The 19068-nt window shown below is 61.7% G+C and carries 17 protein-coding genes; 13 read left to right on the top strand and 4 right to left on the bottom strand.

The features are described from left to right. Positions 1-260 precede the first annotated feature (260 nt). From K8U03_12030 to K8U03_11985, 10 genes are all read left to right on the top strand, one after another. A complete protein-coding gene (locus tag K8U03_12030) occupies positions 261-800 on the top strand; it encodes a class I SAM-dependent methyltransferase (protein ID MCE9605613.1) in 540 nt (179 codons plus the stop codon). Positions 801-1038: 238 nt separating this feature from the next. Continuing rightward, on the top strand, positions 1039-2703 hold the full coding sequence (locus K8U03_12025) for a serine/threonine protein kinase (protein ID MCE9605612.1): 1665 nt from the start codon (positions 1039-1041) through the stop codon (positions 2701-2703). Between the two features lie 195 nt (positions 2704-2898). Then, positions 2899-4320 (top strand): 3-isopropylmalate dehydratase large subunit, encoded by a 1422-nt coding sequence (leuC, locus tag K8U03_12020; protein MCE9605611.1) that lies wholly within the window; start codon positions 2899-2901, stop codon positions 4318-4320. Positions 4321-4335: 15 nt separating this feature from the next. Continuing rightward, positions 4336-4779, top strand: a complete 444-nt coding sequence (locus K8U03_12015) for a hypothetical protein (protein MCE9605610.1) — start codon at positions 4336-4338, stop codon at positions 4777-4779. Continuing rightward, positions 4780-5688, top strand: a complete 909-nt coding sequence (locus tag K8U03_12010) for a hypothetical protein (GenBank protein MCE9605609.1) — start codon at positions 4780-4782, stop codon at positions 5686-5688. Positions 5689-5706: 18 nt separating this feature from the next. Beyond that, a complete protein-coding gene (gene leuD / locus K8U03_12005) occupies positions 5707-6300 on the top strand; it encodes a 3-isopropylmalate dehydratase small subunit (GenBank protein ID MCE9605608.1) in 594 nt (197 codons plus the stop codon). Positions 6301-6528: 228 nt separating this feature from the next. Further along, positions 6529-7659: a c-type cytochrome gene (locus K8U03_12000; protein MCE9605607.1), complete on the top strand. Its 1131-nt coding sequence runs from the start codon at positions 6529-6531 to the stop codon at positions 7657-7659. A gap of 112 nt (positions 7660-7771) precedes the next feature. Then, on the top strand, positions 7772-8800 hold the full coding sequence (locus K8U03_11995; protein ID MCE9605606.1) for a hypothetical protein: 1029 nt from the start codon (positions 7772-7774) through the stop codon (positions 8798-8800). Positions 8801-8934: 134 nt separating this feature from the next. After that, complete coding sequence (locus K8U03_11990) at positions 8935-9258, top strand: hypothetical protein (protein ID MCE9605605.1); 324 nt, start codon at positions 8935-8937, stop codon at positions 9256-9258. A gap of 192 nt (positions 9259-9450) precedes the next feature. After that, on the top strand, positions 9451-10188 hold the full coding sequence (locus K8U03_11985; GenBank protein MCE9605604.1) for a lamin tail domain-containing protein: 738 nt from the start codon (positions 9451-9453) through the stop codon (positions 10186-10188). Here the strand turns inward: K8U03_11985 and K8U03_11980 are convergent. Next, complete coding sequence (locus K8U03_11980; GenBank protein ID MCE9605603.1) at positions 10185-11558, bottom strand: amidase; 1374 nt, start codon at positions 11556-11558, stop codon at positions 10185-10187. The genes K8U03_11985 and K8U03_11980 overlap by 4 nt on opposite strands. A gap of 50 nt (positions 11559-11608) precedes the next feature. Next, on the bottom strand, positions 11609-12148 hold the full coding sequence (locus tag K8U03_11975; GenBank protein MCE9605602.1) for a hypothetical protein: 540 nt from the start codon (positions 12146-12148) through the stop codon (positions 11609-11611). Between the two features lie 421 nt (positions 12149-12569). On the opposite strand from K8U03_11975, the gene bioB reads away from it, so the two are divergent. Continuing rightward, complete coding sequence (gene bioB / locus K8U03_11970; protein MCE9605601.1) at positions 12570-13637, top strand: biotin synthase BioB; 1068 nt, start codon at positions 12570-12572, stop codon at positions 13635-13637. 57 nt (positions 13638-13694) lie between these two features. Here the strand turns inward: bioB and K8U03_11965 are convergent, their stop codons facing one another. Next, complete coding sequence (locus tag K8U03_11965) at positions 13695-14048, bottom strand: hypothetical protein (protein MCE9605600.1); 354 nt, start codon at positions 14046-14048, stop codon at positions 13695-13697. 194 nt (positions 14049-14242) lie between these two features. Here K8U03_11965 and K8U03_11960 point away from each other — a divergent pair, with 194 nt between their 5' ends. Beyond that, complete coding sequence (locus K8U03_11960) at positions 14243-14818, top strand: hypothetical protein (GenBank protein ID MCE9605599.1); 576 nt, start codon at positions 14243-14245, stop codon at positions 14816-14818. Between the two features lie 265 nt (positions 14819-15083). Further along, positions 15084-17744 carry a DUF11 domain-containing protein gene (locus K8U03_11955; protein ID MCE9605598.1) on the top strand — a complete coding sequence of 887 codons (2661 nt, stop codon included), beginning with the start codon at positions 15084-15086 and terminating at the stop codon, positions 17742-17744. Between the two features lie 68 nt (positions 17745-17812). Here the strand turns inward: K8U03_11955 and K8U03_11950 are convergent, their stop codons facing one another. Further along, complete coding sequence (locus tag K8U03_11950; protein MCE9605597.1) at positions 17813-19000, bottom strand: HRDC domain-containing protein; 1188 nt, start codon at positions 18998-19000, stop codon at positions 17813-17815. Between the last annotated feature and the right edge of the window lie 68 nt (positions 19001-19068).

The raw sequence follows: 19068 nt of genomic DNA, 5'->3' as shown, positions 1-19068 counted from the left end.
GGGCGTCTGCCGTTTCGTGGGCGAAGTCGCAAGCAGGGCCGAGCAACCGCGCGTCGAGCGCTCGAAGCGCAGTCCTACCTGAATGTTATCGGCTCATGACGTCCCGAAATTCACCTGTCCTAACCCAAATGTTAAGCGACGAATTTTCCGCAGAGCCGGACTCGTGATGCCGATGGTGTTGTTAGGCGGACTATCCGACGCATTTGCGTCTGTTCCGATGTCTGCCGGCAGCGCACCTCCCACTGGTTTGCAGCACTACCATGGCCGGCTTCCTTCGTTCGCTTTATCTCCGTTATTTCTCGCAGCCGAAGGCCGATCGGGCCGTTTACAAGCTGCTGAAGAAGCAGCCGGTGCGGAAGTTTTTGGAGCTCGGCATCGGCACCGGCGAGCGAACCCTGCGCGTGTTGGAACATTGCCCCGCGAGCGACGAAACGTCGTACACCGGGATCGACTTGTTCGAGGCGCGGCAAAACGGAGATGGTGCGGGCCTGTCGCTCAAGGCCGCGCATAAGTTGCTGGCTGCTTCGGGGGCGAAGGTTCGCTTGGTGCCCGGCGATCCGTTCGGGGCGCTCTCGCGCTCGGCCAACGCGATCGGCAAGCAAGACTTGGTGATCATCTCGGCCGATCAAGATCGGGAATCGCTCGCGAAGGCGTGGTTCTACGTGCCGCGCATGCTGCATGAAACCACGACGGTCTTGCTGGAAGAAAAGAGCGAGGGAGTTTCGAGTTTGCGCACTGTCTCGCACGACGAGATCGCGAAACTCGCACAGCCGCCCGGAAAAGGCCGCCGCGCGGCATAATCCCCTTCGGGAAACAGGGTTTTGCGTTCGCCGGCCGAACCCTCGACATTCGAGGGGGTCGGCTATCGCCGGCAAGGCGAATCGAAGGCTTTCTCGGCCGAAACCGAGGTCCGGCGCTGGTCGCTCTGCGCATCGGCAAAGATTACTTTTCGGCCTCGACAGTCGCCAGTTGTTGACCGTCGGGGTATCATGGGGGCAACGAAATTTCGCTTCTCTTTAATGCGAAAAGGGGCGGTCGATGACCGGGCCCGGACGTAAGTTGGTGCCGATTTCACCGCAGGACCAAACGCTCGATGCGGCGAGCTTGCCGACCGCTGCGCCGTTGAACGCGAAGGGGCCGGGGTGCCATCTCCACTTCATGCAAGGGAGCGAGTCGGGCATCGGCTCGCAAACGCAATCGCTCTTGCGCGTCCGGCTGCGCAGCGCTGCGTTGGTGTTGTTTCTCGGCTCGGCGGCCTTCTTCATCTGGGGCTGGCTCCGCGGCCCGCTCGATTATCGCGGCCATGAGTTTCTCGAAGACGAACGAGCCGTGCTCAAGTGGTGTCATCTGCTGCAGATGATCGGGCTGGGCGTGTTCACCTTCATGCTCTGGCGCACTTGCTCGTTCTGCTTACGCACGCTCCGTTGGATGGAGCTCGGCGTCTTCGGCCTCACGACCACGTTCTTCGTCAACGTGCAGCACTTCGACATCATCTTCACGGCGAGCCTGCGCAACTACATTCCCAGCACGGTCGGGCTGTGGTTCGTGCTGATCTTCACTTACGCGATCTATATTCCGAACACTTGGCAACGCGCGGCGCTCGTCATGGGCGGCATGTTCATGGCTGCCGTCGGCGGCTATGTGTTCGACCTCGTGCAATTCTCGCGGATCAGCGAGATCGCGCTGCAACACGAACCGTTCTCGTCGATGCTCTTGATGGGAACCATCGGCTACGGCACGAGCGTGTACGGCACCTATCTGATCAACTCGTTGCGACAAGAAGCGTTCGAGGCGCGTGAGTTCGGCCAATACAAACTCAAGCGGCTCCTCGGTTCCGGCGGTATGGGCGAGGTCTATCTGGCCGAACATCGATTTCTCAAGCGGCCTTGTGCGCTGAAGCTCATCCGCGCCTCGAAGGCCGACGACCCGCGCACGCTGGCCCGCTTCGAGCGCGAAGTGCAAAGCATCGCTACGCTTTCGCATTGGAACACGGTCGAGATCTTCGACTACGGCCGAACCGAAGACGGCACGTTCTACTATGTGATGGAGTATCTGCCCGGCCTGAGCATCTCGGACCTGATCGAGCAACATGGCCCGCTGCCGCCGGCGCGCGTCGCTTACTTGCTCGAACAAGTTTGCGATGCGCTGCGCGAAGCGCACAACATCGGGCTTGTGCATCGCGACGTAAAGCCCGGCAACATCTTCGCGGCGAAGCGCGGCGGCATCTACGACGTCGCCAAGTTGCTCGATTTCGGCTTGGTGAAATCCGCCGATGAAAACGAAGGGATGCATCTCACGCTCGACGGCACGATCACGGGCTCGCCGCTGTATATGTCGCCCGAGCAAGCCAGCGGGGCAGGGGAGCCCGACGCCCGCAGCGATATTTACGCGCTCGGAGCGGTCGCTTATTTCATGCTGACCGGACACCCCCCGTTCGAGAGCGAGAAGCCGTTGCGGGTGCTGTTTGCCCACGCCAACGATCCGGTCGTGCCGCCGTCGCAACTGCACTCGGGCATTCCGGCCGACTTGGAAGAAGTGATCCTCCGCTGCTTATCGAAGCGGCCGGGCGACCGTTACCAAAGCGCCATGGCGCTGCGGCACGCCCTGCGCGAGTGCGATTGTAGCGGCAAATGGACGCGCGACGATGCGGCCCGGTGGTGGACTGCGGCCGGCCGCGAAGTCGCCGAACCGGTCGTAACCTAGGCTCGACGTAAGCCGAGACGAGCTAAAACTTTCGCTAGGGAGCGGCTGCGCGAACTCCCCAAAAGAATTGCCGTGGAGTATTATTAGATATTCCTCGCAGCCACGGCTCCGAACGTCGGAGCCAGGCCGCGTGTCTCGTTGTTTTCGCCGCTCGCTTTTGCCGGCGGTCTCCATCGCAGCTTTATCGGAACGAATATGGTCAGCAGCACCCCACGCACGATGTTCGCCAAGATCTGGGACCAGCACGTGGTTCTCGCCGAAGAAGGGAAGCAAGCGGTCCTCTACATCGATCGCCACTTGGTTCACGAAGTGACGAGCGCTCAGGCCTTCGAGGGATTGCGCATCGCGGGGCGCAAGGTGCGCAGGCCGGAGTTTACGGTCGCCACGCCCGACCACAACATTCCGACCTCTGATCGCCGGCTGCCGATCGCCGACCCAATCTCGAAACAACAGATCGACACGCTGCGGAACAATTGCAAGGAGTTCGGCATCCGGCTGTACGACTTGAACGACCCGCAACAGGGAATCGTCCACGTCATCGGCCCGGAACTCGGCCTGACGCAACCCGGCATGACGATCGTGTGCGGCGATAGCCACACGGCGACGCATGGCGCGTTCGGCGCGTTGGCGTTCGGCATCGGCACGAGCGAAGTCGAGCATGTGCTCGCGACGCAGACCCTCTTGCAATCGAAGGCGAAGACGTTCGAGATCCGCATCGAAGGGAAGTTGCTGCCGGGCGTCACCGCGAAAGATTTGGTGCTCTACGTCATCGGGAAGCTCACGACCGACGGCGGCACCGGCTACTGCATCGAATACACGGGTGAAGCGATCCGCAACCTGAGCATGGAAGAGCGGATGACCGTCTGCAATATGTCGATCGAAGCCGGCGCACGAGCCGGGATGATCGCTCCCGATCAAACGACGTTCGACTACCTCAAGGGGCGCGAGTTCGCTCCCAAGGATGCGAAGTACGACGAAGCCGTGGCGCGTTGGAAGCAGCTCGCTTCCGATCCGGGCGCCATCTACGACAAGGTACTCATCCTGCAAGCCAAAGACATCGCGCCGCAAGTCACCTGGGGCACGAACCCGGGCCAAGTGACCGCCGTGGTCGACAAGGTTCCCGACCCGACTTCGATGAAAGACGAATCGGAGCGCAAGACCGCCGCGGCCGCGCTGGAATACATGGGCCTCAAGGCCGGCACCCCGATTACCGATTTGAAGCTCGATCGCGTCTTCATCGGCTCATGCACCAATAGCCGCATCGAAGACTTGCGGGCCGCGGCGGCCGTCGCGAAGGGGCATCACGTGGCGAGCCATGTCGGCGCGATGGTGGTGCCGGGCTCAGGCCAAGTGAAGCGGCAAGCCGAAGCCGAAGGGCTCGATAAGATCTTCATTGCCGCCGGGTTCGACTGGCGCGAAGCCGGCTGCAGCATGTGCCTCGCGATGAATCCCGACAAGCTCGAGCCGGGCGAACGCTGCGCTTCGACCTCGAATCGCAACTTCGAAGGCCGGCAAGGCAAGGGTGGCCGCACGCACCTCGTCTCCCCGGCAATGGCGGCCGCGGCGGCCGTGGCGGGGCACTTCGTCGATATTCGCGGCTGGGAATATCAAGCGTAGGACCTATTTCTAACAATGCCAAACGTCTTTCGTTCAATGATTAGTGACGGCGGATTGCCGGTGGTAGGGACGGATCGAAACATGCTGGGCGCGCGTGTGCCAATCGACATCGAACCGGACCATAACGAAGTGCAGACAGTTCACCCGAACCAGAAAAGGAAAGGGGGAGTATCCGTTTCCAAAGACTGGACGACACTGCCTGTCTTATTAATTCCGGAACGGCTGCGTCCTCTATTTCCCAAAGCACGCGGATCAAATACATACGCGATCTTTCGGTTCGGCAAACGCGAATACGGCAGCGAAGCCATTTCAAATGGACTTTTCTTACGTTGGGGCGCGAGTCATCATGGCACGATAGAGCCGATTGATTCCATGCCGCTTATCGCATATCAGTCATCCTTAGCCGCAACGCGCGACTCATGGTCAATGGCCGAAGGTGATTCCAAGGAGGCTTTTTAGATGCCATATTCCACTGCCTTCCACGAATCGGTCGATTTGGTTCTCCGCGTCCACGAGTTAATGCGAGTTGGAAGGGGCGAAGACACGAAAACGAACTGCCTTCGTGCGGACTCTGAAAAGCCTTGGTACGAGATGTCGGATGACGAGCAAGAACTTGTTGGCGGTCTTTCCGAAGATCTATACACGATCGATGCGGCTCCGAATCAAGTGAATACGATACCCAATCAAATCGAAGCCGAAATAAAATCAGCTTCGCGCGACGATGACTATCCCGCAGTTCTTGCTATTCTCCGAAACAATAAGGCGAATCTCCCGTCGGCTTTCTTGGCCCACTGGCGCGGACTTTGTTGGGCGACACTGCAGAACCCGAATGCCGGCATTCCGTTTTTCAAGGAAGCGCTACGAATAGACCCGGACAATGGTCTTCATGAGTACGTTTTTTTGCAGGCACTTCTACTTACGGATCGCCACGAGGAGGGGAAAAGCATTGCTCTCTCCATCGCACGCAATGACAAGAATCCCTTACTTTTGTACTTCGCGGGAATGATTCTATTTCGTTGTGCTTTTTCCCATTCCGGATCGAAGAACGTCGAACTACTACAAGCGTCCATTAAGTGCGTTGAAAGCGCAAACATCTTTCGCGACCCAATCGCAACGACCATCGCTCCAAAAGCAGATGTTGCCGCCAACGTGTGGCGCAGCATGGCTTACGACCAACTCGAAATGTCTAATGAAGCGATGGCCGCTTGTGAATACTCACTGCGTTTAGATCGGACGAGCGAGATCGCCAACAAGCTTCACGACCTACTTAGCCGCGGCAAAGGCGGCCATTCACGAGACGAACTTTTAGTACTCGTTCGAGAAACACTTTCTTCAATCAACTCCTCGGCATTCTCAACTGCCGCCTGAAAACAAGATTATCCATCCATGAAAGCCTTCACCAAGCTCGCCGGTCTCGTCGCTCCGATGGACCGGGCCAACGTCGACACCGATCAGATCATTCCGAAGCAGTTCCTCAAACGGATCGAGCGAACCGGCTTCGGCGAGTTCCTGTTTTGGGATTGGCGTAAGAAGCCCGATGGTTCGGAAGACCCGAGCTTCGAGCTCAATCGGCCCGAGTCGAAGGGAGCGACCATCCTGCTCGCGCGGCGCAACTTCGGTTGCGGATCGAGCCGCGAGCACGCTCCTTGGGCCTTGGAAGACTATGGTTTTCGCTCGGTCATCGCCCCGAGCTTCGCCGACATCTTCTACAACAACTGCTTCAAAAACGGCATGCTCCCGCTCCGCTTCAGCGAAGAGCAGGTCGACGAGCTCTTTCAACGCTGCGCTAAGCACGCGGGCTACCGGCTCACGGTCGACTTGGAAACCAGCACGCTCAGCGACGACTACGGCTTGTCGTGGAAATTCGAAGTCGATCCATTCCGCCGACATTGCCTCCTCAACGGTCTCGACGACATCGGCCTCACGTTGGAAAACGAAGCCGAGATCACGCGGTACGAACTCGCGCACGGCATCGGTTAAACGAAGCCGCATGTGAGCCCCGGAAGTACGACGTGTAACGCCGTCGCGTTAGTTCCCTAGCGCGGCGTGCGGCCTGTTTACCGGATCGGAACCGAATCTCTCTGCGATGCGTCCGGCGACTTGCCGCGCATCACGGCATCGGCAACAATACCGAACGACTTGCTTGGCGCATGCCGCCGAACAAGCGTTGCGGTTTCTTGTTGCGGCCCTGCCGAGGGAGTTTGCTCCATGCGTTTTGGATCCGTCGTTCGATGTTGCTTACCGTCCGCGTTGGTTGCGTTGGCGTTCGGGTTGGCCGGTGCTGCCGATAAGCCGACTGTAGAAAAACCAACCGTAGAAAAGCCGAATGCCGCGAAGCCGGCCGCGACGAAAGCGGACAAGCCGGTTGCCGCGAAAGAGCCCGCTCCGTCGCAAACTTTCGACCCGTCGAAGCCGCCGCTCGGGCTCGAACCGGTCGCGATTCCGGCCGACAATCCGCAGACGGCGGCGAAGGTCGAGCTCGGCAAGCAGCTCTACTTCGACAAGCGCCTGTCGTACGACGGCACGATCAGTTGCGCCAGCTGCCACGACCCCGCCAAGGGCTGGAGCAACGAAGACAACTTCGCCACCGGCATCAAGGGACAACGGGGCGGTCGCAACTCGCCGACGATCCTCAACGCCGCTTACTTCCCGCTGCAATTCTGGGACGGGCGCGCGGCGCATCTCGAAGGCCAAGCGCTCGGCCCGATCGCGAACCCGATCGAAATGGGGCACACGCTCGAAGCGTGCGTCGAATGCATCAACCACATCGACGGCTACAAGAAACAATTCCAAGCGGTGTTCGGTAGCAACGCCACGAACGACACGATCGCCAAGGCGATCTCGGCCTTCGAGCGCACGATCCTTTCCGGCGACGCGCCGTACGACCGTTTCAAAGCCGGCGACCAAACGGCCTTAGCGCCGGCTGCGAAGCGCGGCATGGACCTCTTCTTCGGCAAAGCGCATTGCAGCGCATGCCACTCCGGCTCGAACTTCAGCGATGCCGCGTTCCACAACATCGGCGTCGGCATGGAGCGAGAGAAGCCGGACGAAGGGCGGTATATCATCAGCAAGTTGCTCGGCGATCGAGGCTCGTTCAAAACACCCGGCTTGCGCGATATCGCCAAGTCGCACCCTTACATGCACGACGGCAGCTTGAAGACGCTCGAAGCGGTCGTCGACCATTACGACAAAGGGGGAACGCCCAATCCGCAACTTGATGAAGAGATTTTCCCTCTGCAACTCACGAAAGAAGAGAAGGCCGATCTCGTGACGTTCCTGAAAGACGGGCTCGCGTCGTCGAAATATCCGATGGTCGCGCCGCCGAAATTGCCCGAATAGCAGCTGCCCGAATAGAAGTTGCCTGTATCAAGGCGCTCCGGCGTCTTGTCGATTTCTCGTTGCTTACGATTCACGTTTCAAGGATTGATGTTCATTCATTGAGGAGAGAGTTATGAAGTGGTCGTTGTCGTTATTGCTTGCCGCGTCGCTCGCCGTTCCGAGCGTCGGCTCGGTGCAAGCGGAAGATAAAGTGAAGGTCACGGAAGTGTTGCTCGGGCTCTTGAACCCCAGCGGCTTGGCCGCTCAGCCGGGCACCACGCACTTGCTCGTTTCCGATAGCGGTGCGGGTCGCATCTTGTGCTTCCACACCAACGGGGGCGAATACGAAAAGGTCATCACGAAGTTCGGCAAAGACGTTTACGGCAAGGGTCCGATGTACGACATCGGCCCTCTAGGGCTCGCCTTCATGGGCAAGAACCAACTCGTCGTCGGCGGCGGTGAAGAGGTCGACGGCAAGGAAGTGATGCACATCTACACGCTCCCTCCGCACGGCGAATCGATCACGGCCGACAAGGGGACGACCCTCGGCCCGATTCCGGCCGGCCCCGACACCGGCAAGGGAGAAGGCAATTTCTTCGGCGTTGCAGCCACTCAGAACGCGATCTACGTCACCAGCAACGGCGACGACACCAAGGGCTGGATCCTCAAGGCCGACATTAAGGACGGGAAAGCCGGCGCGCTCAAGCCGTTCATCGCGACCAAGACCAAGGTCGAAACCGACGCTCCCGCCGCCATCACGGTCGACAAGCAAGGACATTTGATTGTCGGCCAGATGGGCGAAGTCAACGTCGCCGGCGATAGCTTGCTCACGATCTACGACGCCAAGAGCGGCGAACTGGTCACGAGCGTGAAGACCGGTCTCAGTGATCTCGTCGGCCTAGCCTACAGCCCGCGCACCGGCAAGCTCTACGGCGTCGACTTCTCGTGGGTCGACCCGAAGGCCGGCGGTCTCTACAGCATCGAGCTCAGCGGCGAAGGGAAAGCCGCGACCGTGAAGACCGAGAAGCTCGCCTCGTTGGACAAGCCGGCCGCTATGGCGTTCGGGTCCGACGGCAAGCTGTACATCTCGGTGTTCGGCACGAAAGCCGAAGGGTCGGACGTTCGACCGGGCAAGCTCGTGAAGGTCGAAGGGGACCTGTAAAGCGCCGATATTGAAAGTCCGCCGCGAGCGATTGCTCCGGCGCGATGAACCATCAGGGCGGAACGTAAGTCGGCTGCGGCTTACGTTCCGCCCTGTTTGATTTCCGTCACCTCTTGATACGAGAGCACCACGCAATGGCATCACGCCGCGAAAAACTCGAAGCCATGCTCGCCGCCGATCCGAAGGACTCGTTCCTACGCTACGGCTTATCGCAAGAACTCGAAAAAGCCGGCGAACACGACCGGAGCTTGGAGTTGCTCGCAGGCCTTACGAAAGACTCGCCGCCGTATGTCGCGGCGTACTTCATGCAGGCGCAACAGCTCGCGAAACTGGCCCGCGTCGTCGAGGCCCGCGGCGTACTTCGCGATGGGATCGAAGAAGCCCGCCGCCAGGGAAATTCGCATGCAGCCGGGGAAATGAGCGAGTTTCTCGCCGGCCTCGGCAACCTCGGCGAGTAACCCGATCGATGGGGGTTCTCGAATCACCGAGCGAACGAAGCATCGCCGCTCGTCGGCCGTTAAAACTTCGTTAAAGCGCGCCGCATAAGCACGACGCGACCACGGCCGGCGCTGGAAACGGTCGCTTGTTTTGCTCTAATGATTTCTGCATTCGCAGCATCTCACCCCCGCGCATTTCGAGGAGTTCCCGTTATGAGTCGGTTTCTTCCGGCGATCATCGCCGCGTTTGCGGTGTTCGGCGTTGCGGATTTCGCGAGTGCGCAATTTCAGCCCGTGTATGAAACCGTGGCGATCACCGAGTTCATGAACACCCCGATCGGCGAATCGGACGGTCGGACTTGGATCGAGCTTTACAACTTCGGCAAGGAACCGGTCGATCTCCGAGGGTTCTCGATCAGCGACGGCAAGGACGATCTCGTCTTGATTCCCGAAGCCACGATCAAACCGGGCGACTTCGCGATCATCGTCATCGGCCACGACTTCAATCGCTTCGGCGACGAACGCAAGAAACTCTTCGAGGCCGAATGGCTCGGCGGCAAAGCCGACCCGCGCGTGATCGGCGTCGACAATCGCTTATATCTCGATCGCGCCGACGGAATCATTCTGATGAACCGCCGCAAGGTTCCCATCTGGCTGCTCGGCTATCGGGCCGACGGCGGCGGGGGCTACTCGACTTATCTGGCGATGAGCAACTTCGACGTCCGCAACTACGGCACCGTCGCGAAGCCCTCGATCAATCGTCACGGACTCGACGGCACCGTGATCGGCTACGAAGGCCAAGACGACACGAACGAAGCGGGTGCGTATAAGTCCGACGTTTCGGCGCTCGAAAAACTCAGCGGCTTCCTCTACAAGTCGAAAGAAACCGGCGGCAACAACGAGCCGTCGGTCGGCAGCCCGTTGAAAGGAAACTACAAGCCGAAGCCTTAAACCGCGATCGGCGGGCGGGCCGTGAACGCGATGGCCCGTTCGCAAGCGGCGGCCGTGCGCAAGAGCGAGTCTTCGCACCACGCTTGCCCGACGCATTGGATGGCGACCGGCAGGCCGTCGCTCGCCACATCGCACGGCAGCGAGACTACGGGCAAGCCGGCGAGGCTCCACGGGGCCTGAAACCGGACGTCGCCGGTCGTTTCGCGCGGCGGGGCCGTGTTGCCGACGGCCGGCATAATAAGCGAGTCGACGTCGGCGGCCGCGAGGAGCGCTTCCATCTCGCGACGAAAACGGCGCTGCAAATGCAAAGCTTGCGCGTAGTCGACGGCGCTCGCGGCCAGCCCTTCGTCGAGCAGCGAAGCGACCCGCGGACCATACTCGGCCCGGCGCGCGGCGAACACCTCGCGATGATACGCCGCGGCATCGACCGCCATGATGATCCGATGCGCGGCCGGTACGCCGACGAACGACTCCGGCAACTTGATCTCACGAACCACGGCTCCCGCGCTGCGCAAACGCTCGACCGCGCGCGCGATGCCCGTGCGCACGTCGTCGGAGGCGAATTCGTGGAAATAACCTCGCACGAGCCCAAGCCGTAGCGAGGCCGGCGCTTGCGCATCGTCGCGGCCGGCAACGAACGGCCGGCGATCGGTTTCCGTAAGGTTGCGCACGAAGCACGGATCGGCGTGGTCGACCCCTTGCATGGCGCGATAGGTGACGGCGAGATCATCGACCGTGCGAGCGAGCACTCCCGGATGGTCGAGATGATACGCGAGCGGCACGATGCCCGAGAGCCCGAGCCGGCCGTAGGTAGGCTTGATCCCCGCGACGCCGCAGTAGCTCGCCGGGCGAATGACCGAGCCGCCGGTTTGCGAACCGAGCGCGGCGAAACACATGCCGACGGCCGATGCCGCGGCCGAGCCGCTGCTGGAACCGCCGGGCGTCCGTTCGAAGTTCCAAGGATTGCGCGTCGGCGGCGGATCGAACGAGGCGAACTCCGTCGTCACGGTTTTGCCGAGCACGACGACACCGGCGGCAAGCAGCTTATCGACGACCAGCGCATTCCGCTCGGCAGCGACCGGCGGGCGCACGCGGCTGCCGGCCAATGTCGGCCGACCGGCCAGATCTATGATGTCTTTCACGCCGATCGGAATCCCATGCAGCGATCCGCGGTCGATGCCGCTCTGGAGTTCCTTATCGGCTTCGGCGGCGGCACGGCGGGCGCCCGCTTCGTCGACCAAGACCCAGGCCCTAACCTGCGGCTCAAGCGCTGCGATGCGCGCAAGGCATGCTTCGACTAAGTCGACGGAAGAAACCGTGCCGGCGCGAAGTTGTCGGGCAGCCTCGGCGATCGTGGTCGGAAAACTCAAGGGAGACACCTTCAATGCTTAGACCGCAGTCGCTTAACGTTGTGATGCGTTTAGTGTTTCTTCGTCGAACAGAATTCGGCGACCGCGCAGCCGGTCGTGCAACTGCCGCAGCCTTCGCCGCTCTCCAAGCCGCAGTCGGGCCCGCAACCTTGCACCACGGCATCGGTAAAGGCGCGAAACTGCACTTGCGCGTCGTAGGTCTCGGCGAGTTCCTGCACGACGTCGTCCCAACCGGCCGGCTGTTCGCCGAGAAAGTAGAAGATCAACGATTGGCCGTCGAACAGGTGCTCGACATCCATGAGGATCGCGTCCATCCCATGCTCGTCGATCTTGCGAAGGCAAGCCTGATACGCATCGTCGCGATTCTTCAGCAGCCGCGTTTCGAGGAGGCCGTCTTGGTCGGTCATGCCGCGCAAGATCTGCCCCTGGCGCGGTGCGCCGACGGCGTCGTCGTGCGGGGCAAGCACTTCGCCGAGCTCGAGCCCGCGTTGCGTCCGGACGACGACGCGCGAGCCGCGCGGATAGCGAACGGAATCGGCAGCGGCGAACGAAGCAACGAACCCCAGCGCTCCCCAACGAACGTGATGCATGGCAGTCATTAGGGGCACGCTCCGGACGGTGTGACGGTGATCCTTCTCCCGCCGGGAGAAGGTGCCCGAAGGGCGGATGAGGGGCGAAGCGGATCGCGGTGCGCCCCTCATCCGTCGGCTGCGCCGCCACCTTCTCCCGATAGAGAAGGGTTTGAGACGGTGAAGCAGACGGCAATGACATTGTTGCAGCAGGGAGGGTTGCTGCCAAGTTGCGCCGATCCGCTCGCGGAACGGTTTTCGGGCCGTGCCACGGCGATTCGAGCGGAAGATGCCGAAATGAAAACGTCTTGTGCGACCGCCCGACCTGACGATACTTAGAGGTCTCCGACTTCGGCTGCGATGCGCAGGTCGGAGACACTGACGAACGAGCGGCCGTCGCGCGCCGCCTACCGGGTTTGCCTACCGAGCTTGAGTGAGCGTTATGATTCAACGAACCGAAACCGAACAGCTTGCGTCTCCCTGCTGGCACGACTTGGCCGAGCGCGTGCTCGACGGGCACCCCCTGTCGCACGCCGAAGCCCTGTCGATTCTCAAGGCTCCCGATGAGGATCTGCCCGAGTTGCTCGCGGCGGCTTATCGGGTCCGTCGTCGGTACTTCGGCAACACGGTGCAGCTGTATTTCTTGATGAACGCCAAGAGCGGCCTCTGCCCGGAAGATTGCAGCTATTGCTCGCAGTCGAAAGTGTCCGACGCCGAAATTCCGCGCTACAACTTATTGAACAAGAACAAGCTGCTCGACGGGGCCCGCGTAGCAGCCGAGCGGGGAAGCAAGACCTACTGCATCGTCATCTCGGCCCGCGGCCCGAACGAAAGCGAGATCAAAGCGGTCGAAACGATCGTGCCGCAAATCAAAGCACAATACGGCCTGAGCATCTGCGCCTGCCTCGGATTGCTCACGCCCGAGCAGGCCCAGCGCTTGAAAGCGTGCGGCGTCGATAAGGTGAACCACAACCTCAACTCGAGCGAAGAGCATTACGGCACGATCTGCACGACGCATACCTATCAAGACCGCGTCGACACGCTGAAAGCGGTTCGAGCGGCCGGCATGGAGCTTTGCTCCGGCGGCATCATCGGCATGGGCGAAGCCGACGACGATGTCGTGCGGATGTGCTTCTCGCTGCGTGATCTGAAGGTCGAGTCGATTCCGGTAAACTTCTTGAACCCGATCGACGGCACGCCTCTGGCCGGCAAGACCGACCTGAACCCGCGGTACTGCTTGAAGGTGCTCTGTTTGTTCCGCTTGGCGAACCCGACGAGCGAGCTACGCATCGCGGGCGGGCGCGAGATTCATCTCCGGTCGCTGCAACCGCTCGGCATGTACGCCGCGAATTCGCTCTTCGTCGGCGATTATCTCACGACGAAGGGGCAAGCCCCCGACGCCGACTATAAGATGATCGAAGACCTCGGGTTCGTCGTAACCAAGGGAGAAGAAGCGGCGATCCGCTTCTCGGCGCTCGAAGCAACAACGGCGAATGCCGAGGCCGTATAACGACGACACGTCACCCGGCTTAACTCGGCGAGTTGGCTAGCCTAGTTCGGTGACTAGCTAGTTCGGCGAAGTGAGCAGCGCGTTCGAGTAGCTCATCGCCAGCGAACTCGGCCGGACGCCGGTCAGCACGCGGACGACGAGTTGCACCCATAGGCGAGGCTCACCCTCGGCCGTATGTTGCAGTTCGTAGCGTCGGTCGACGACGATCCCTTGATGATTCCGGACGCCGATAATGTCGGCGACATGGAATCGATCACCGCGCGCAGGTACGGGGCGGCCGTGCCATTCGTCGACGATGTGGCGAGCGAGCGTGTTTCCGCTCTCGTCTAAAAACTCAATCCAAATGCCGCAGACCGCAGAATTGCAGGCTGCGGAACTACAGACAGCAGCGTGGGTCGTGTCGGCTTTCATGGCCGAGACCTCCGTGAAGAAGTGGCGTACCTAGTCCCTGGTAGCGAAGGCAAACATAGCCGCTCGGCATCGACTCTGTAAAGTGTTTTTATAAAGCAGCGGTTTTACCACGCCGCTTTTTTTGCCGAACGAGTGCGCCTCGCTATGATTCATAGCGTCGCTACTTGCGCGAACCCGCAGAAAAAATGTTTCGGATGAACCTGCCGGCAGAAAATCACGCCCCCCGAAAAACGAGCGAGGATCTCGATCCCGGCCCTCCGCCGATTCAATTCCGCCTCAAGACGCTGCTCGCGACGATGATGCTCGCGGCGATCTTGTTCGCGGTACTGTCGCGCGTCGGCGGGGTTTGGGCTGCGATCGTCATTTGGGTCTCTCTGCTCGTGGCCGGGCATGTGCTGGGAAACGCACTGGGCTCGCGCGCCACGGCCTACGTCTCGGGCCGACGCCGGCGCGACGAAGCCCCGCCGATTCCCGCCGGGCAACCGGTCGACGCGCGCGGCGCGGCCGCACCGACGACGACGCTCGGCACCAACGGAGCCCTCGGCATGCGCCTGGCGATGATCGTCGCCGGCGGCGGCGTCTGCGGCTCGATCATCGGCACGTCGCTGGTCTGGATTCACAACGATCGCACGCTCGCTTGGCCGGCGCTCGGGCTCGCGGCGTTCTCTTCGGCGATCATCGGCGCGTTTCTCTGCTTCCTCGCGGCGAGCTGCTTGCAAGTCACCGCCAAAGCCTGGCGCGCCGCGGAACGACATTCGACGAAGCAGTAGCATTCGTCGAGCTCACATAGCCGGCAGCGACCGCAGCGCCGTCGCGCCACGGAATTTTCCGAACATTCGACAAGGTTTTCTCAACCCGCAAAGTCCCCCCAGCCGAATTACTACGATCGACGACGTGCGGAGGATTCGCACCTCGGTCGGCATTTCCTTTTTGAGGAACGTGGTAATGCGTAAGTCAGCGATCGTTTGCATAAGCGGCTTGGGATTCGTTTTCATTTGCTCCGCCGTGTTCGGCAAAGAAGAGCCCGGTTCCCGAATGACGTTCGGGCAACGGATGAACTCGATGTTCGGGCTCGTCGACACAGGCGCCAACGCTCCGCCGCCGCCACCACCGCCGAACACACCGAACTACGGCCAACGCCGACCGCAACACACGACCGTGCCGAACGGCAAACAACCGGCGAACACGTCGAGCATTCCGCACAACGCGGCTTACTCGAGCGGCGGTGTGCAACCGCCGGTGCCGCGCCGCGACAACGGCGCAGCGCAAACTCCCGCCACGCCGGCAGAAGAACCGCTGCCGGACACGCAAGACACTCAAGCGGCTCCGAAGTCGAGCATCTTGATGCAATCGCGTGCCGGAGCAGGCCAGGCCGCGCCGGCGATTCGACCTGCGGCCAACAAGCCGACGACCGCCGCCGCACCGGTTCCCACCGCCGCAAGCGAAGCGGCTTCCGAGAATGCCCCGGTGATGCAAGCCCCGGTGAACGGCTCGCGACGCCGCCCGCTTTCGCAACGAACGACGACCGAACCGCTCACGGAAAATGCGGCCCCGCCGGTCGAAGAAGTCCCGGTAGCCACAACGCCGAGCGCTCCGAATACAACTGCTAACTCAACCGCGAAGCCGACTCCGGCCGCCGAAGAAGTTTTCGTTCCTTCGATCCCGATGATGGCCGATCGACGTGCGAGCGGCACCCCTTCGTCGATCCCGACACAGTCGACACCGACTTCGCCGAACACGACCTCCTCGAACACTGCTTCGTCGAAGAGTTCGACCTCGAACGCTCCGGCTACTTTGCCGGTCGAGACGACGACGACCGCTTCGCGTCCGCTCGCCGCCCAGCCGAAGGCTTCCACTCCATCCGCTCCGCCGGCCGCGCCATCGCCGATGCGAGATTCCGCCGTCGCCACTTCGACTCCTCCGGCGAGCGCCGAAGTCGATCGCTCGGCCGTGCTCGCGGCGTTCACCAGCCCGGAAGTGACGGTCGAGACCGTCGGCCCGCGCCGCATTTCGATCGGGCGTGAAGCCACGTATCGGGTGCAAGTGCGCAATCGTGGCAAGTCTGCGGCGCAGCAAGTCGTCGTCTCGTTGAACATCCCGGTGTGGGCCGAAGTCGTCGAGATGCACGGCACGTCGGGCAACACCACATCGGCCGACGAACACGAAGCCAACACGCCGCTTCAATGGCAACTCGACGTCCTCGACGGCGGTGGCGAAGAAGAGCTTACGCTCGTTCTCATCCCGCGCAAGAGCGAGACCTTCGATCTCGGTGTGCGCTGGACCTGCTCGCCGGCCGCCGTGGCTACGGCGATCGAAGTCGAAGAACCGCGGCTCCAGATGGCGATCAACGGCCCGAGCGAAGTCTCGTTCGGCGAACAACGCCTCTACAAGCTCACCGTGTCGAATCCGGGCACGGGGACGGCCGAAAACGTCGTGTTGCATCTCATGCCGCTGTCGCCGAACGACGGTGAAGCCGTGAGCCACAAGATCGGCGACCTCAAGGCCGGGCAAGACACTTCCGTCGAAGTCGAGCTCACGGCTCGCCAAGCCGGTAACTTGAAGATCCGCACCGCGGCCTCGGCCGACGGTAATCTCAAGACGGAAGCCGCGGCCGACGTCGTCGTGCATCGCGCGGCGCTCGACGTCGCGATCGTCGCTCCGAAGGTCGTCTTCGCCGGTGTGCCGGGGAACTACGAAGTGCGCGTCCGCAACACGGGCGACGACCAAGCTCGCAATCTCCGTCTGACGGTCGACTTGCCGCACGGCACGAAGCTGCTCACGGCCTTGCCCGCACCGAAAACGGAAGTCAAAGGAAACCAAGCCCATTGGACGATCGAACGCCTCGCTCCAGGTGCCGAGCAAGTCTTCTCGCTTCGTTGCTCGCTCGAAAGCGGCGGCGCACAACAGCTGACCGCCACGACTTCGGCCGACGGCGACTTGCGTAAGACCGCCCAGGCTTCGACCGACGTGCAATCGGTCGCCGATCTCGCGCTCGACGTCATCGACACGCCGGGGCCGGTCGCCGTCGGGCAACCGGTCACGTACGAAATCCATGTCAAGAATCGCGGCATGAAGAGTGCCGAAGGGGTCGACATCGTGGCTTACTTCTCCGACGGCATCGAGCCGGAAAAGGCCGAAGGCCAAGCGCACGAGCTTCAACCCGGCATGGTCGTGTTCAAGTCCCTCTCGATCGTCGGAGCCGGACAAGACCGCGTGCTTCGCGTCACCGCTCGGGCGACCGCGGCCGGCAACCATCGGTTGCGCGTCGAGTTGCACAGCCGGACTCCGCAAACGCAGTTGTCGCACGAAGACGCCACGTTCTTCTACCTCGACGAGGCACCGAACTCCACAGTCTCCGAGAACGGGACGCCTTCCAACGGCTCGACCTCGAGCAACTCGCAGTCGAATGGTTCGGCGAACGGCAGCTCGACGAATTCGACCGTCGAGCACGCTCGGGCCTTACGTTCGACGACGCGCAGCAACGGCGCAAGCCTGCAAAGCGTTCCGCCGGCGAACACCGGTGCGACGCCGGCTTCGGACAATCGCTACGGCAACGCCGAGCAAGCGATTCCCGCCAACATTCCGCAGATGGCCGAACCCGTTCGGCCGGCCGCTTCGGTCGGCGCGGCGAACGCGCCGGGCACCGTCTTCCCGGCCGCCGTCCCACAACGCCATCGCACGAACGGGCTTCGCTAAAGAACACTGCTAAGCGACTCTGCTAACGAACTCCGTGTGAACCGGAGTATGAAAACCCGCAGCGGACTCTACTTCTGCGGCTCGAACACCAGCGGGTGTTCGGAATTCGGGTCGGCGATGCGAATCGACATCCGGCCCGCTAAGAGCTCTTCGATGAGATGCCCGACCACTTCGGCGCGCCAGCCGCGAGCCAAGATCGGAATCTCTCCTTCGGAATCGGCGACGCCGTTGAGCCGATAGTTCACCAGCTCGCGCACGTCGTTCGCCGTGCCGACCAAGCTCGGCGAGATCTCGGCGGCTCGGCAGATGCTCGTCAGCGCCGACGAGAGGAACTGCCCGAGCATAGAAAGCTGCGGGTTCGTATCCGTGCGAACCATCGGCGGGCAGGCTTCATCGGGAAGTCGCAGCGCCTTCTCGATCAGTTGCGAAAACTCCGGCACGGCGCGACGAAGCTCCGGCCGTTCCATGCCGCGGATCGCGCCGAGGTGTTTCGGATCGGATACTTTCCGCTTCGACATCTCGACGAGCAGATCGTCGCGCAGCACCAAGCGGGCCGGGAGATTGCGCCGCTCGGCTTCGCGCTCGCGCCACATCCACAACTCGCGCAACACCGCTTGACTCCGGCTCGACATGCCCGAGCTGCCGGCGACGCGGCGCCAACGATCGCGCGTCAGCGAGTTCTCCAAGTCGACTTGAAACGCTTCCATTTCGACGTCGAACCAGGCGGCCCGATTCAACTTCGCGAGCTTCCCCTTCAGTTTGTCGTGCAACGGCAGCAAGTGGCGCACGTCGGCCACCGCGTACTCGATTTGGCGATCGGTGAGCGGGCGCTTCCGCCAATCGGAACGGGTCTCACCCTTTTGCGGAACGACTGCGAGCAGGCGCGAGATTAGGTTGCCGTAACCGGCGGGATATTCCATGCCGATCATGCCGGCCGCGAGTTGCACGTCGAACAAGTTGCCGAGCCGCTTGCCCCCCGTGGCATCGAGCGCGAACAGCAGCTCTTGCCGCGCCGCGTGGACGATAACCATGTGGTTGGGCGAAGTCAGCACTTCCCACAACGGCGTCAGATCGATATCCGCCAGCGGATCGACGCAGAGCGCTTCGTCGGCCGAAGCGGCTTGCACGAGGCAGAGCTCCGGCTTGTAGGTATGCTCCGAAACGAACTCGGTGTCGAAAGCGATCCGATCGGCTTTGCGCAGCCGGCCGGCAAAGGCGTCGAGCTCCGATTGCGTGGTGATGACGTCCGCTGACACTTCGCTCGTCCGATCGTTAGGCGTTCACAAAAACGGTGTTCGCAAAAACTGTGTTCACTGAAACGGTC

This window comes from Planctomycetia bacterium (assembly GCA_021413845.1).
Lineage (GTDB): Bacteria > Planctomycetota > Planctomycetia > Pirellulales > PNKZ01 > PNKZ01.
Note: the sequence above shows the minus strand (reverse complement) of the source record. Positions and strands in the feature narration are given on the sequence as shown.

What these genes read in the sequence shown, in the direction of transcription:
- K8U03_12030 (MCE9605613.1), top strand. Translation starts at nt 261, where the DNA reads ATGGCCGGCTTCCTTCGTTCGCTTTATCTCCGTTATTTCTCGCAGCCG.
- K8U03_12025 (MCE9605612.1), top strand. Translation starts at nt 1,039, where the DNA reads ATGACCGGGCCCGGACGTAAGTTGGTGCCGATTTCACCGCAGGACCAA.
- leuC (MCE9605611.1), top strand. Translation starts at nt 2,899, where the DNA reads ATGGTCAGCAGCACCCCACGCACGATGTTCGCCAAGATCTGGGACCAG.
- K8U03_12015 (MCE9605610.1), top strand. Translation starts at nt 4,336, where the DNA reads ATGCCAAACGTCTTTCGTTCAATGATTAGTGACGGCGGATTGCCGGTG.
- K8U03_12010 (MCE9605609.1), top strand. Translation starts at nt 4,780, where the DNA reads ATGCCATATTCCACTGCCTTCCACGAATCGGTCGATTTGGTTCTCCGC.
- leuD (MCE9605608.1), top strand. Translation starts at nt 5,707, where the DNA reads ATGAAAGCCTTCACCAAGCTCGCCGGTCTCGTCGCTCCGATGGACCGG.
- K8U03_12000 (MCE9605607.1), top strand. Translation starts at nt 6,529, where the DNA reads ATGCGTTTTGGATCCGTCGTTCGATGTTGCTTACCGTCCGCGTTGGTT.
- K8U03_11995 (MCE9605606.1), top strand. Translation starts at nt 7,772, where the DNA reads ATGAAGTGGTCGTTGTCGTTATTGCTTGCCGCGTCGCTCGCCGTTCCG.
- K8U03_11990 (MCE9605605.1), top strand. Translation starts at nt 8,935, where the DNA reads ATGGCATCACGCCGCGAAAAACTCGAAGCCATGCTCGCCGCCGATCCG.
- K8U03_11985 (MCE9605604.1), top strand. Translation starts at nt 9,451, where the DNA reads ATGAGTCGGTTTCTTCCGGCGATCATCGCCGCGTTTGCGGTGTTCGGC.
- K8U03_11975 (MCE9605602.1), bottom strand. Translation starts at nt 12,148, where the DNA reads ATGCATCACGTTCGTTGGGGAGCGCTGGGGTTCGTTGCTTCGTTCGCC.
- bioB (MCE9605601.1), top strand. Translation starts at nt 12,570, where the DNA reads ATGATTCAACGAACCGAAACCGAACAGCTTGCGTCTCCCTGCTGGCAC.
- K8U03_11965 (MCE9605600.1), bottom strand. Translation starts at nt 14,048, where the DNA reads ATGAAAGCCGACACGACCCACGCTGCTGTCTGTAGTTCCGCAGCCTGC.
- K8U03_11960 (MCE9605599.1), top strand. Translation starts at nt 14,243, where the DNA reads ATGAACCTGCCGGCAGAAAATCACGCCCCCCGAAAAACGAGCGAGGAT.
- K8U03_11955 (MCE9605598.1), top strand. Translation starts at nt 15,084, where the DNA reads ATGACGTTCGGGCAACGGATGAACTCGATGTTCGGGCTCGTCGACACA.